At 66.8% G+C, this 13,008-nt stretch carries 11 protein-coding genes; 4 read left to right on the top strand and 7 right to left on the bottom strand.

From position 1 onward, the window contains the following. Positions 1-84 precede the first annotated feature (84 nt). Positions 85-1,020, top strand: a complete 936-nt coding sequence (locus AC6JAM_RS15165; RefSeq protein WP_488315843.1) for a carbohydrate kinase family protein — start codon at positions 85-87, stop codon at positions 1,018-1,020. A 64-nt stretch (positions 1,021-1,084) separates the two neighbouring features. Here AC6JAM_RS15165 and guaB read toward each other — a convergent pair whose 3' ends face one another. Further along, positions 1,085-2,596: an IMP dehydrogenase gene (gene guaB, locus AC6JAM_RS15160; protein WP_018769211.1), complete on the bottom strand. Its 1,512-nt coding sequence runs from the start codon at positions 2,594-2,596 to the stop codon at positions 1,085-1,087. Between the two features lie 227 nt (positions 2,597-2,823). Beyond that, the gene (locus AC6JAM_RS15155) at positions 2,824-4,800 is read right to left on the bottom strand and encodes an acyltransferase family protein (protein ID WP_488315958.1); all 1,977 of its coding nucleotides are present in this window, start codon (positions 4,798-4,800) and stop codon (positions 2,824-2,826) included. A gap of 243 nt (positions 4,801-5,043) precedes the next feature. Between AC6JAM_RS15155 and AC6JAM_RS15150 the strand changes: the two genes are divergently transcribed. After that, entirely contained in the window at positions 5,044-6,012 is a 969-nt protein-coding gene (locus tag AC6JAM_RS15150) for a DUF389 domain-containing protein (protein WP_488315842.1), read from the top strand. Between the two features lie 23 nt (positions 6,013-6,035). Here AC6JAM_RS15150 and AC6JAM_RS15145 read toward each other — a convergent pair whose 3' ends face one another. After that, positions 6,036-7,559: an ATP-dependent DNA ligase gene (locus AC6JAM_RS15145; RefSeq protein WP_497935197.1), complete on the bottom strand. Its 1,524-nt coding sequence runs from the start codon at positions 7,557-7,559 to the stop codon at positions 6,036-6,038. A gap of 56 nt (positions 7,560-7,615) precedes the next feature. Between AC6JAM_RS15145 and AC6JAM_RS15140 the strand changes: the two genes are divergently transcribed. Continuing rightward, positions 7,616-8,218 carry a dihydrofolate reductase family protein gene (locus tag AC6JAM_RS15140; protein WP_497935196.1) on the top strand — a complete coding sequence of 201 codons (603 nt, stop codon included), beginning with the start codon at positions 7,616-7,618 and terminating at the stop codon, positions 8,216-8,218. Between the two features lie 68 nt (positions 8,219-8,286). Here the strand turns inward: AC6JAM_RS15140 and groL are convergent, their stop codons facing one another. From groL to AC6JAM_RS15125, 3 genes are all read right to left on the bottom strand, one after another. After that, positions 8,287-9,897, bottom strand: coding sequence for a chaperonin GroEL (gene groL / locus AC6JAM_RS15135; protein WP_018769206.1), 1,611 nt, complete (start codon positions 9,895-9,897; stop codon positions 8,287-8,289). Between the two features lie 79 nt (positions 9,898-9,976). Continuing rightward, on the bottom strand, positions 9,977-10,270 hold the full coding sequence (groES, locus tag AC6JAM_RS15130) for a co-chaperone GroES (RefSeq protein WP_018769205.1): 294 nt from the start codon (positions 10,268-10,270) through the stop codon (positions 9,977-9,979). 252 nt (positions 10,271-10,522) lie between these two features. Continuing rightward, on the bottom strand, positions 10,523-10,903 hold the full coding sequence (locus AC6JAM_RS15125; RefSeq protein ID WP_026265756.1) for a DLW-39 family protein: 381 nt from the start codon (positions 10,901-10,903) through the stop codon (positions 10,523-10,525). Between the two features lie 52 nt (positions 10,904-10,955). Here AC6JAM_RS15125 and AC6JAM_RS15120 point away from each other — a divergent pair, with 52 nt between their 5' ends. Next, positions 10,956-12,185, top strand: coding sequence for a THUMP-like domain-containing protein (locus AC6JAM_RS15120; protein ID WP_495634622.1), 1,230 nt, complete (start codon positions 10,956-10,958; stop codon positions 12,183-12,185). 4 nt (positions 12,186-12,189) lie between these two features. Here AC6JAM_RS15120 and AC6JAM_RS15115 read toward each other — a convergent pair whose 3' ends face one another. Beyond that, complete coding sequence (locus AC6JAM_RS15115; RefSeq protein WP_497935195.1) at positions 12,190-13,008, bottom strand: shikimate 5-dehydrogenase; 819 nt, start codon at positions 13,006-13,008, stop codon at positions 12,190-12,192.

Here is a 13,008-nt window from a genome sequence, read left to right as displayed (position 1 = left end):
TCCTTCACCCCCCTTCCTGTTCGCGGACCTGCTCGCCTGCCCCGGGCGGCAGGTCCGCGCCCGTCTTCACGAAAGTTTGCTCCCATGCCCTACACCAGTGGCTCCGGCACCAGCGCCTCCACTCCCGATGTCATCGTGGTTGGCGAAGCACTCGTCGACGTCGTCCGCACCTCCGAAGGCACGGCGGAGCACCCCGGCGGTTCCCCGGCCAACGTCGCCTACGGGCTGGCAAGGTTGGGCGTGCGAACCAGCCTCCTGACCTCAATAGGCGACGACGAACGCGGCGCCCTGATCGAGCGTCACCTGGGCAGCGCCGGAGTTGCGCTGCTGCCAGGGTCGAAATCACCGGGCCGCACGGCTTCCGCCACCGCCACGCTGGGCGCTGACGGGTCCGCCAGCTACGAATTCGACGTTTCCTGGGAGCTGCCGCCGGTGCACCCCGCCACCTTTCCCAAGGTGCTCCACACCGGCTCGATCGCCAGCTTCCTGGCGCCCGGAGCCGGTTCCGTCAAGAGCCTCCTGGAACGGGCGCACCGTGAATGCCTGGTTTCCTACGATCCCAATATCCGCCCCGCACTCTTGGGCAGCCACGCGGAAGCCCTCGCTGTTTTCGAAGACCTGGCCCCCTTAGCGGACGTGCTGAAGCTTAGCGACGAGGATGCCCGGTGGCTCTACCCGGGGGTGACGTTCGAGGACGCCGCGGCGCGGATCCTGGAACTTGGTGCGGGCATGGCTGTGGTCACCATGGGTTCAGCCGGCTCGCTGCTGGCAACACCCGCCACACGGGTGCAGATTCCGTCCGTCCAAACGGTAGTGGCAGACACCATCGGAGCCGGTGATTCCTATATGGCGGCCCTGATCTACGGCCTGCTCTGCCGGAGCACCGATGGCTTGGCGCCGTCCGTCCTGGAAACCCTGGGCAGGATGGCATCGAAGGCTGCCGCGATTACGGTCAGCCGCCCGGGCGCCAATCCGCCCACCCTTGAGGAGCTGACGTCGGAACTGCAGCCGGCGGTATAGGGGCTTGAATGCGGAAGGAGGCGGGGAATTCCCCACCTCCTTCCGCAGCATTAAGCCACCGGGATCAGCGCGAACCGTAGTTCGGCGCCTCCACGGTCATCTGGATGTCATGCGGGTGCGATTCCTTGAGTCCGGCAGACGTGATCCGGACAAACTTGCCGCGGGCCTTCAGCTCCGGGATGGTCGGCGCGCCGGTGTAGAACATGGTCTGGCGCAGGCCCCCCACCAACTGGTACGCCACCGAGGACAGCGGCCCGCGGTAGGCAACGCGGCCTTCGATGCCTTCGGGGATCAGCTTGTCGTCGCCGGACACGTCCGCCTGGAAGTAGCGGTCCTTGGAGTAGGACGTGTTCTTGCCGCGGGACTGCATGGCGCCCAGGGAGCCCATGCCGCGGTAGGACTTGAACTGCTTGCCGTTGACGAAGATCAGCTCGCCCGGGGACTCGTCACAGCCCGCCAGCAGCGATCCCAGCATGACGGTGTCGGCTCCGGCCACCAGTGCCTTGCCGATGTCGCCCGAGTACTGCAGGCCGCCGTCGGCGATCAGCGGCACGCCGGCCGGCATGGCAGCCTTGGCGGATTCGTAGATGGCGGTAATCTGCGGGACGCCCACGCCGGCCACCACGCGGGTGGTGCAGATGGAGCCCGGACCAACACCCACCTTGATGCCGTCCGCGCCGGCGTCGATCAGTGCCTGGGCGCCTTCGCGGGTGGCAGCCTGGCCGCCGATGATGTCCACGTGGGCGGCCACGGGGTCGGACTTGAGCCGGCGGATCATGTCCAGCACACCCTGGGAGTGGCCGTTGGCGGTGTCCACGAACAGGGCATCGACGCCGGCGTCCACCAGGGCCATGGCCCGCTCCCAGCCGTCACCAAAGAAGCCGATGGCAGCACCCACGCGGAGCCGGCCCTCGTCGTCCTTGGTGGCCAGCGGGTACTGCTCGGCTTTGGTGAAGTCCTTGGTGGTGATGAGGCCCTTGAGCCGGCCCTGCTCGTCCACCAGCGGGAGCTTTTCGATCTTGTTGGTTGCGAGCTTGTGCGAGGCTTCCTCGCGGCTGATTCCCACGTGTCCGGTGACCAGGGGCATCTTGGTCATGACGTCGCTGACCAGCCGCAGCGGGAAATCGGACTCGGGGACAAAGCGGGTGTCGCGGTTGGTGACGATGCCCAGCAGGCGGTTGTCCTCGTCCACCACGGGCAGGCCGGAGACGCGGTAGTGGGCGCAAAGGTCATCAAGTTCCCGCAGCGTGGCCTCGGGACGGATGGTGAGCGGGTTGGTGATCATCCCTGACTCGCTCCGCTTGACCCGGTCCACCTGGTCAGCCTGGTCGGCGATGGACAGGTTGCGGTGCACCACGCCCAGGCCACCCTGGCGGGCCATCGCGATGGCCATGCGGGATTCCGTCACGGTGTCCATTGCGGCGGAAAGCAGCGGGGTCTGCACCGTGATCCGCTTGGAGATCCGCGAGGAGGTGTCTGCTTCGGACGGGATCACGTCGGTGTGGCCCGGCAGGAGCAGGACGTCATCGTAGGTCAGGCCGATGAAGCCAAAGGGGTTGTGTTCGGGCTCGGTCATGAGTGCGCCTCTTACCTTGGTTGCTGGGTCACGGGTAGGGGTTGCAGCCGATGACCAGCCCGTTATTACGGAACTGGCCTGTGCAGACGATCCTGCAGGACCACCGTGCAGGACGGCGTTCCGGGGGCAGAAAGTGTTGAGTAAATATTAGAACCTCGGCGCCGATCCCCCTATTCCACACCGGTAATGTGAGCAACCGCACGCCCCCACCCACCCTTAGGGCCGGCTCAGCTCCAGCCGGTTGCAGCCAGCAGCCGCTGCTCGAACATGGGGATCATGGTCTCCACATAGGTTCTGGTCAGGTGGTTGTCGTCCTTGTAGACGTACACGTTCCCCACCACCGCAGGGCAAACGCCCCGGGCACAGATGAAGTCACTCATGTCCATCAGGTGCAGCCCGGGCAGCTTGCCGCGGTAGTTCTCCAGTGGCGATGGCTCCACCAGGGACTCGGCGAGCGATGGATTGCAGGCAGCCGCGCCGGCGCCGTTCCGTTGGGCGCACTGGGGCATGTTGAAGGTGAATCTCGGGTTGTCGCGGATTCCCACGATCTCGATCCCCGCGTCGGCGAACGGCTTGACGCCGTCAAGGTACCCCGGCACCTCCGTTTCGAACGGGGCATCCTCATGGGTCAGCGTTGCCACGGTGAACACCGCATCCGGGCGGTGTTCCAGGACGTAGGCGGAGCTGGCCTTGTTGTAGGCGTTGCATTCGGCATTCCTGGTCTCCGATTCGGCGCCGAACCGGCATGCGGGCATCAGGAGGGTGACCAATTCCCACCCACGCGCGGCCGCCACGGGAGCCAGCGCTGCCAGGTACTGCTGGGCATGGGAGTCGCCCAGCACCACGATGCGCCGGGTGGACGGTTCCTCCGGAAGCTCCTGCCGGCACCCCTCCAGGATGGGATCGCCCGTGGCGTTGGCACCTGTGCAGGGCGAGTCGATCCCGGCCCAGTCGTTGTCCAGGGCGGTGGGCCCGGGGATGGTCCTGGCCCTGGGCGCGGGCGTGCTTTCGTTCTCCGGCGTGAGCGCCAGGGCCCCCGGCGTCAGCTCACGGGGCTGTGCCGCCGTCGCGCTTTCCTCTGCGGTGAGCGATGTCTGCCAAACCGCCACGGGACCAGCCAGCAAGGCACCGCAGGCAACAATGACGACGGCGGTCCGCCAGGCGCGAAGCTTGGGCCAATGCCAGTCGCGCAGCGGCTTTTCAACAAAGCGGGTGGTCAGGACAGCAAGCACGATGGAGGCAGCGACGATGCCCAGTCCCTGCTTGAGGTTGGGTGCCTCCACGCCGGTGGCCGCGAGCGCCAGCACCAGGACCGGCCAGTGCCAGAGGTAGAGGGCGTAGGAGTTGTCACCCAGGGCGACGGCGGGGCGGCTGCTGAGGAGCCGGTCCACGCCGAACCGGCTGCCGGTTTGCCCTGCGATGATGATGGCCGCCGCGGCCAGTGTGGGCCAGAGCGCCACGTACCCGGGAAAGGACCGGTCGACGGTCAGGACCAGCCCGCAGGACACCATGGCTGCCAGTCCGGCCCAGCCCAGGGCCACTCGCACCACGCGGCCGGGCTTGACGTAGGGCAGCACCAGTGCCAGCAACGATCCCAACGCAAACTCCCAAAGCCGGGCGCGCGTATCGAAGTAGGCGTAGGCCTGGTTGCCGGCGGTCTGGTCAATGGAGTAGGCAAGCGACACCGCCAAAACCGTTCCAAAGACTGCGCCGAGCAACCCTCGGTAGGTCAGCCCCTGCAGGCGGGGAACCCGGCGCAGCCGGTTCAGCAACGCAGCGGTCGCGGCAAAGATCAGTGGCCACAGGATGAAGACCTGTCCCTGGATGGACAGGGACCAGAAGTGCTGCAGCGGACTGGCTCCGGCGTGGTCCTGCGCGTAGTAGTCCACTGCATTGTCTGCCAGGAGCCAGTTCTGCCGGTAAAGGAGGGACGCCCAGGCCTGGTCCAGCACCTGTGGCCAGCGGCCCTGCGGCAGGATCAGCCAGGTGCCTGCCAGCACTCCAAGGATCACCACGACGGCGGCCGGCAGCAGTCGCTTGAAAAGGTGCAGCCAGTGCGCCATCAGCTTGAAAGGGTGGCCGGATTCGGCTTTGCGGACGAAGGAAAGCGTGAGCAGGAACGCCGAGATCAGCAGGAAGATGTCCACGCCGCCGGACACGCGGCCCAGCCACACGTGGTACGCCACCACCATCAGGACAGCCAGGGCCCGGAGCCCCTGGACCTCGGGGCGGAAAGTGGGCTTCCGTTTCCTGTTCGCGGCACTGGACTGTTTCCTGTTCGCGGCACTGCACGGGGGTTCAGGTGCCTTCGACGTTTCCGTAATCGACACTAGAACCTCTCAGGACGCCCACCAGCCAAAGCATCAAGCCTAGCCAAGCCGGTCAGCAACGGCCAATCAACGCACCTGTTCGGACTATGCTGGGCCCAATCATCGAAGGGAGACGGCGTGGTTGTCCAACTGCGGATTTGCGTGCCCGGCGAGCTGTCCGCCGTGACGCTGAAGACGTGCCGGGACCAGCGGGGCGCGGCAGAGGTTGCGCTGGTTGCGGGTGCGTCGGTGGTCCCGGAAGGCGACGTTATCGAGGTCCTGATCGCCCGGGAGTCAGTGGAGGAACTCCTCGAGAAGCTGGAGATCCTGAAGGTCCAGGACGTTGGATCCATTGCCATGTCCACGCCGGAATTAGTCCTGTCAAAGAAAGCCGACCGGGCGGAACGGGCCGCCCCCGGGGACGGTGCGGACGCAGTGATCTGGGACGACGTGACGCGGCAAACCGGAGAGGACTCCCGCCTGACATGGAACTTCCTCGCCTTCCTGGTGCTCGCAACCCAGCTTGCCGGGATCGGCATCGTGACGGACTCCCCCATCGCGATTGTGGGAGCCATGGCGGTAGGTCCCGAGTTCGGACCGCTGGCCGCCCTCGCCGTCTCGCTTGCCACCCGGCAGTGGAAGCTTGGCCGCCGTGCTGCCATTGCCCTGGGTATCGGGTTCCCCGTGGCCATGCTGCTGGCGGCACTGACGGCGTGGCTGTCGGTGCCCCTCGGTCTCTTCCCGCGGGATGCCCTGGACAAGGGTTCCGCGGTGGAATTCATCTACCATCCGGGCCCGTATTCGCTGATTGTTGCCGTCCTGGCCGGCATCGCGGGAATGCTCTCCATCATCGGCCGGCGCTCCGCGGCCCTGATCGGGGTCTTCATCTCGGTGACCACCGTTCCGGCGGCAGGGTACGTTGCGGTGGCCCTGGTCCTGGGGGAATACCAGAAGGCTGCGGGCTCGGCGCTCCAGTTGCTGCTCAACCTCGTGGGCATCGTGGTGGCCGCCCTCGCGGTACTGCTTTTCTACCGCATGGTTTCCAGGCGCGTGCCGCACGGGGTGGCACGGAACCTGAGGCGCCAGCGGAGCGGGGCCCGCAACTAAGGAGCCTCCGCATTCACGGTGCGCTACGGCCGCAGCAGGGCGCGCAGGGTCTGGATCGTGTCTGCTTCGGCCGCAGCCTTGTCATCCCGGTAGCGCTTGACCCGGGCAAACCTCAGGGCGATGCCGCCGGGATAGCGCGGTGACTGCTGCACGCCGTCGATGGCGATTTCCACCACCGTGACCGGCTCAACCCACACCGTGCCGGCCGTGCGCCGCACCTCAAGCTCCTGGAACCTCTCCGTCTGCCATCGCAGCAGTTCGTCGGTGAGGCCCTTGAAGGTCTTGCCCACCATCACGTAGCCGCCGGGTTCTCCGAACTCCCCAGCGGGGTCAAGGGCGCCCAGGTGCAGGTTGGACAGCATCCCGGTGCGGCGCCCGGACCCCCATTCGCAGGCGAGCACCACCAGGTCGTACGTCAGCACCGGCTTGACCTTCACCCAGTTGGCTCCGCGCCGGCCGGCCGCGTAGGTGGAACCGATCGCCTTCACCACAACGCCTTCATGGCCTGCGGCAAGCGCCTCCTGTGACACCCGTTCCGCAACGGCGGGATCGGCCGTGACCTCCCCCGGTATCCGGTGCTGCGGCGCGATCCGCTCGAGCTCACTGATCCGGGCGGACAGCGGCTCATCAAGCAGGTCCCGCCCATCGATATGCAGCACGTCGAAGAACCAGGGATGCAGCACCGTCTCACGCGCGGCATCCGCACCGAAGCGCGCCATGGTTTCCTGGAACGGCCGCGGGCCGCCTTCCTCGTCCAGGGCCAGGGTTTCACCGTCAAGGATCACGTCCCGCAGCGGCAGCCCGCGAACCAGGTCCACCACCTCGGGGAGCCGGTGGGTGACGTCGGCGAGGTTGCGCGTGTAGATGCTGATGTCGTCGCCGGACCGGTGCACCTGGATGCGGGCGCCGTCGAGCTTGTATTCCACCGAGGCCTCCCCGGTCGCCTCCAGGGCTGCGCTGGGACTGGCCGCGGTGGCCGCCAGCATGGGCTGCACGGGGCGGCCAACCACCAGGCCGACGGCGTCCAGCTCGGCTTCGGTGCCCGTGATGGCCAGCAGGGCTGTTCCGCCCAGGTCGCCCGAAAGCATCGCAGCGCGCCGTACGGCGGCAACGGGCTTCCCGGCAGCGCGGGCAACGGCATCCGTCAGCACTCCCTCCAGGGCTCCTATACGCAGCTCGCCAAGCAGGACACCTGCAATGAAGGCCTGCTCAGAAGCAGTGGCTGCCGCCATCAGCGTCCGGAGGGTGGCCGCGCGCCCCGCGCCCGATCCGGTACCCGCCGTGGCAAGCAGCCGGTCCAGGGCAGCGTCGAGGTCGGCCAGGGTGAGGGTTGGTTCGACGGCGGGTTCCTCCTTGGCCGCCGCCATGGCACTCCATCCGACGCCCACGCGTCCCTGGCGGGGCTTGGCAACCAGCCAGCCCACCGCCGTCGGGATTTCCGCCGGCTCAAGCCGGCCCAGCAGCTGGGCCAGCGCATCCACCTTGGCCAGCCGGGAGCGGGTGGAGGTGACGGCCTCCGCGGTGTTGACGAGCTCAAGGAGCAGCATGGCACCATCCTGCCATGGCACTGGACAGGGCCGGAGCCCCGTTCCAGACTTGGTGGATGGGCAACATCGTCGCGAACCTGTTCATCACCCTGGACGGCGTCTACCAGGCGCCCGGCGGCCGCGAGGAAGACAGCGAAGGCGGGTTCAACCTTGGCGGCTGGCAGGCACCCGTCTCCGACGACGAATCCGGCGCCGCCATTGCGGCTGGAATAGCGCGGATGGATGCCCTGCTCCTTGGCAGGAAGACCTACGACATCTTTGCCGCCTACTGGCCCCAGCAGTCCGGGGACATCGCGGACACGCTCAACCGGATACCCAAGTTTGTGGTGTCAAGCTCCTTGTCCGATCCGGTATGGGCCGGCACCACCGTGCTGCCGGATGCCGCGGCGGCGGGCGGGCTCCGGGACGAGTACCAGCAGGTGCACATGTTCGGCAGTGGCGTCCTCATCCGGTCCCTGCTGGAGGCGCAAGTGCTGGACCGCCTTCATCTCTGGCTGTATCCGGTCACCCTGGGGCAGGGCAAGCGGCTCTTCGACGCCGGGACGGTCCCCTCAACATTCCGCCTCGCCGAGCCGGTACGCAGCTACCCCAAGGGAGCCGTGTCGTTGGTCTACGAGCCTGCGGGCGGAGTCGAAACCGCCGAGATGGCGGCTACGTAGCACCCGGAACACAGAAAACCGGCCCAGCTGGTGCTGGACCGGTTTTCTGTATGTGAAGACGGGCAGGATCAGTGGCTGTGGCCTGCGTGCTCGTCTTCTTCGGCCGGCTTCTCCACGACAAGGGTCTCGGTGGTGAGAACCAGCGCGGCGATGGAGGCCGCGTTGCGGAGGGCTGCACGGGTGACCTTGACGGGGTCGATGACGCCCGCAGCGATCAGGTCCTCGTACTCGCCGGACTTGGCGTTGAACCCGTTGTTGATTTCCAGGTCGGCAACCTTGGAGGTGACCACGTAACCGTCGAAGCCGGCGTTCTGGGCGATCCAGCGCAGGGGCTGGACCAGTGCGCGGCGGACAATGCCGACGGCCGCGGCAGCGTCGCCTTCGAGGGCGTTGACGGCGGCATCCTCATCCAGTGCCTTGAGGGCGTGGATCAGGGCCGAGCCACCGCCGGCCACGATGCCTTCTTCGAGGGCAGCGCGGGTGGAGGACACTGCGTCCTCGATGCGGTGCTTCTTTTCCTTCAGCTCAACCTCGGTTGCGGCACCCACCTTGATGACGCCGATGCCGCCGGCCAGCTTGGCCAGCCGCTCCTGGAGCTTTTCGCGGTCCCAGTCGGAATCGGTGCGGGTAACCTCGGCGCGCAGCTGGGCAACGCGTGCGGCCACGTCCTCGGCCGAGCCTGCGCCGTCGACGATGGTGGTGTTGTCCTTGGTGACGGTGATGCGGCGGGCGGTACCCAGCACCTCCAGGCCAACGGTGTCCAGGCTCAGGCCCAGCTCCGGGGAGACAACCTGCGCACCGGTGAGGGTGGCGATGTCCTGCAGCATGGCCTTGCGGCGGTCGCCGAAGCCGGGAGCCTTGACGGCAACAACGTTCAGGGTGCCGCGGATGCGGTTGACGATGAGCGTGGACAGGGCCTCGCCCTCGACGTCCTCGGCGATGATGAACAGCGGCTTGGAAGCCTGCAGTGCCTTTTCCAGCAGCGGCAGGAATTCCTGGATCGAGGAGATCTTGCCCTGGTTGATCAGGATAAGGGCGTCCTCGAGGACTGCTTCCTGGCGTTCCGCGTCGGTGACGAAGTACGGGGACAGGTAGCCCTTGTCGAACTGCATGCCCTCGGTGAGGACCAGTTCGGTCTGGGTGGTGGAGGACTCTTCGATGGTGATGACGCCATCCTTGCCCACCTTGCCAAAGGCCTCGGCGAGCAGTTCGCCGATTTCGTCGCTCTGGGCCGAGATGGCGGCAACGTTAGCCACCTGGGTGCCTTCGACCGGGCGGGCGTTTTCGAGCAGGCGGGCAGCCACGGCTTCAACCGCAACTTCGATGCCGCGCTTGATCTGGCCGGGAGCGGCGCCGGCAGCAACGTTGCGCAGGCCTTCCTTGACCAGGGCCTGGGCCAGGACCGTGGCGGTGGTGGTGCCGTCGCCGGCAACGTCGTTGGTCTTGGTGGCTACTTCCTTGGCCAGCTGCGCGCCAAGGTTCTCGTAGGGATCGTCAAGTTCCACTTCACGGGCGATGGTGACGCCGTCATTCGTGATGGTGGGGGCGCCCCACTTCTTGTCCAGGACGACGTTGCGGCCGCGGGGGCCGAGCGTCACCTTGACGGTGTTCGCGAGCTTATCGATGCCGGCCTCAAGGGACCGGCGGGCAGCGTCGTTAAACGCAAGCTGCTTTGCCATGGTTTTGTCCTTTCAAAGACAGAAACCCCGCACTGCCGGCCAGCATGAGCATGGCCGGCGGCACGGGGATCCGGAAGAGTTACTTGACGACGACAGCCAGGACGTCGCGGGCGGACAGCACCAGGTACTCGGTGCCGCCGGTCTTGACTTCGGTTCCGCCGTACTTGGAGTAGATGACGACGTCGCCAACGGCAACGTCAACCGGAACCCGCTGGCCGTCTTCGAAGCGGCCGGGGCCTACTGCAACAACTTCGCCTTCCTGCGGCTTCTCTTGGGCGGAGTCCGGGATGACCAGGCCTGAAGCCGTGGTCTGCTCGGCTTCGAGCGGGCGGACAACAATACGATCCTCAAGAGGCTTAATAGAGACCGACACTCGGACCTCTCCTTTTCGTCAGCAAAATTCGTGGACTGGAAAGCTTTCCGCCGTGGCTGGCAAACCGTCGTCGCGGTGCCGGCAGCAGCCTGGCTGGCAGCTCTTCATGTGTTAGCACCCTCCTAGGGAGAGTGCTAATGAAGACTCTATGTAAGGGTTAGCACTCGGTCAAGGTGAGTGCCAACGTTTCGTCATCGGCGTAAGCCTTTCGGGCTCCGGCCGACGGCGGATCCGGCCGGCAAACATGCTTCCCTAACGGCCCAGGTCGTCGAAGTCCACGTCCTCGCCACCGTCGGCCTCGCCGCCTCCCTGCTGACGTTTCCGGTAGAGCACCCAACCGGCCCCGGCTGCGGTGAGTACGGCAACAACGAGGAAGAAAATGCTCCCGGCCCGTGCGCCGTCGTACAACCCGCGGATGTCCCGCGCCTCCTGCGTGTTGTCGTGGATGTCGTTGCCGCCCACCGAATAAACGGTGGCGTTGAACGTGTCCAGCAGGAAAATGATCACCAACAGGGCGATGCACACCACGGCCACCACGGCCGCGGCGATCAGGGCTGGACGGGCAAACCTAGCCACACCGCGGTCCCTGGGTCGATGTTCGCCGGTCTCCCCTGGGGCTGCGCTGTCATCCATGGTTTCAACAGTATCCGCATCCCGGCAGCCGTCCTCCACTAGGCTGGAAACCATGCCCCACGCTCCCCAGGACCAGATCGCACCCCTGTTGACCCCCGAAGGCTGGGAGTTGCTGGCATCGCTGGGCCCCTACCGCGAAGAGGACGCGTTTGAGCTCAATTCGGCGCTCCGGAAAGCCGGCCACCCGGGCGAACTTGTATCCGCCGTCCTGACGCAGTCCAGGCTGCGGACCAGGGCCGAGGCGAAGTTTGGTGAGTTCGCCCGCCAGATGCTTTTCACCCAGGCAGGCCTTGAGCAGGCCACCCGGCTGAACGTCGCCGCACACCACGCGCAGCGGTTCGCCGCAGCCGGGATCCGGCACGTGGCGGACCTGGGCTGCGGTCTTGGTGCCGACGCCATGGCCCTGGCTTCCCTGGACATCACCGTCACCGCCGTGGAGATGGATGAAACCACCGCCGCCTGCGCCACCATGAACCTCATCCCCTTCCCCAATGCCACGGTGGTCCACGCGGACGCGGCATCGGTCCCGCTGGAGGGGATCGACGGCGTCTGGCTGGATCCGGCACGCCGCGTCACTTCCACGTCGGGGACCAAGCGGATCTGGGACCCGGAGGCGTTCTCACCGCCGTTGTCCTTCGTGGAGTCGCTGGCGGCCGGGGGGAAGGCGGTGGGCGTGAAGATGGGCCCCGGCATGCCCCACGAGTCCGTGCCCACGGGATGCGAAGCCCAGTGGGTTTCGGTTGCCGGGGACGTGACCGAGGTGACCCTCTGGTTCAACGCCGTGCGCAGGCCCGGGGTCCGCCGGGCGGCCCTGGTCCTGGGGTCCCAGGGGCCCGCCGAGCTGACCAGCGCAGAGGAATTCGGCGCCGGCCCGGCCGCTCCGGTGGGACCCGTGGAGGGTTACCTGTACGAACCCGACGGCGCCGTGATCCGTGCCGGGCTGGTTGCCGACGTGGCGCTGCAGCTCGGCGGGCACCTGGTGGATGAACACATTGCCTACATCTGTGCCGCGGAACTTCTGGACACCCCGTTCGCCAAGGCTTACAGGGTCCTGGAAGTCATGCCCTACAACGTCAAGGCACTCAAGGCCTGGGTGAAGGAGGAGGGGATCACCGTGCTGGACATCAAGAAGCGCGGCACAGCGGTGACCCCGGAAGAGCTGCGGAAGCAGCTCCTCCCGCAGGGCAAGGGCGCCGCCAAAAAGGGTTCCGCCAGGACGGCCACGCTGGTCCTGACTCGCATCGGCGAGGACCGCGTGGCCATCGTGGTGGAACCGGTGTAAACGCCTACTGGGCGCGCATGAACTCCTCGGCTGCCCGGACCTGTTCCGCGGTGGGGCGCACTCCCGTGTACAGCACAAACTGTTCCAGGGCCTGGATGGTGGCAACCTCCGCACCGGTGATGACGTGCTTGCCTGCCGCGCGGGCGGCCCGGATCAGCGGCGTCTCGGCGGGCAGTGCCACCACGTCGAAGACCTCGCGTGCGGCCTCGATGGCCTCCGCGGGGAAGGACAGGCTGTCCGCTTCGGCGCCGCCCGCCATGCCGATGGGGGTGACGTTGATGATCATGTCCGCCGTCCCGCCGTCGAGCGCTGCACGCCACTGGAAACCGTACTGGCCTGCGAGCGCACGCCCGGCGGCCTCGTTCCGGGCGATGACGGTGACGTCCTTGAAACCGGCGTCCCGGAGCGCGGCGACGGTGGCTTTGGCCATCCCGCCCGCCCCCTGGACCAGCACGGAATAGTCGGTGGGGACCCCGTTGGATGCCAGCAGCTGCTCAATGGCCGTGTAGTCGGTGTTGTACGCCTTGAGGTGGCCGTCGGTGTTCACGATGGTGTTCACGGAGTCGATGGCCTTGGCGGACGGGTCCATCTCGTCCACCAGCGCGATGACGTCTTCCTTGTACGGCATGGAGATGGCACAGCCGCGGATGCCCAGGCCCCGCACTCCGGCGATGGCCTGTTCCAGGTTGGTGGGCGCGAACGCCTTGTAGATCCAGTTCAGGCCCAGCTGCCCGTACAGATGGTTGTGGAAGCGGGTCCCGTTGTTGCTGGGGCGGGCCGACAGCGAGATGCAGAGGGTCATGTCTTTATTCAGAATGGGCAC

It is taken from the genome of Arthrobacter sp. GmRoot5-12 (assembly GCF_059739365.1).
This window is presented reverse-complemented; position numbering and strand designations above follow the sequence as displayed.

Excerpts from the sequence above, each read along its gene's own strand:
- AC6JAM_RS15145 (WP_497935197.1), bottom strand. The coding sequence starts at position 7,559 with ATGCTGCTCCTTGAGCTCGTCAACACCGCGGAGGCCGTCACCTCCACC.
- groL (WP_018769206.1), bottom strand. The coding sequence starts at position 9,897 with ATGGCAAAGCAGCTTGCGTTTAACGACGCTGCCCGCCGGTCCCTTGAG.
- AC6JAM_RS15165 (WP_488315843.1), top strand. The coding sequence starts at position 85 with ATGCCCTACACCAGTGGCTCCGGCACCAGCGCCTCCACTCCCGATGTC.
- AC6JAM_RS15140 (WP_497935196.1), top strand. The coding sequence starts at position 7,616 with ATGGGCAACATCGTCGCGAACCTGTTCATCACCCTGGACGGCGTCTAC.
- AC6JAM_RS15125 (WP_026265756.1), bottom strand. The coding sequence starts at position 10,903 with ATGGATGACAGCGCAGCCCCAGGGGAGACCGGCGAACATCGACCCAGG.
- AC6JAM_RS15120 (WP_495634622.1), top strand. The coding sequence starts at position 10,956 with ATGCCCCACGCTCCCCAGGACCAGATCGCACCCCTGTTGACCCCCGAA.
- guaB (WP_018769211.1), bottom strand. The coding sequence starts at position 2,596 with ATGACCGAGCCCGAACACAACCCCTTTGGCTTCATCGGCCTGACCTAC.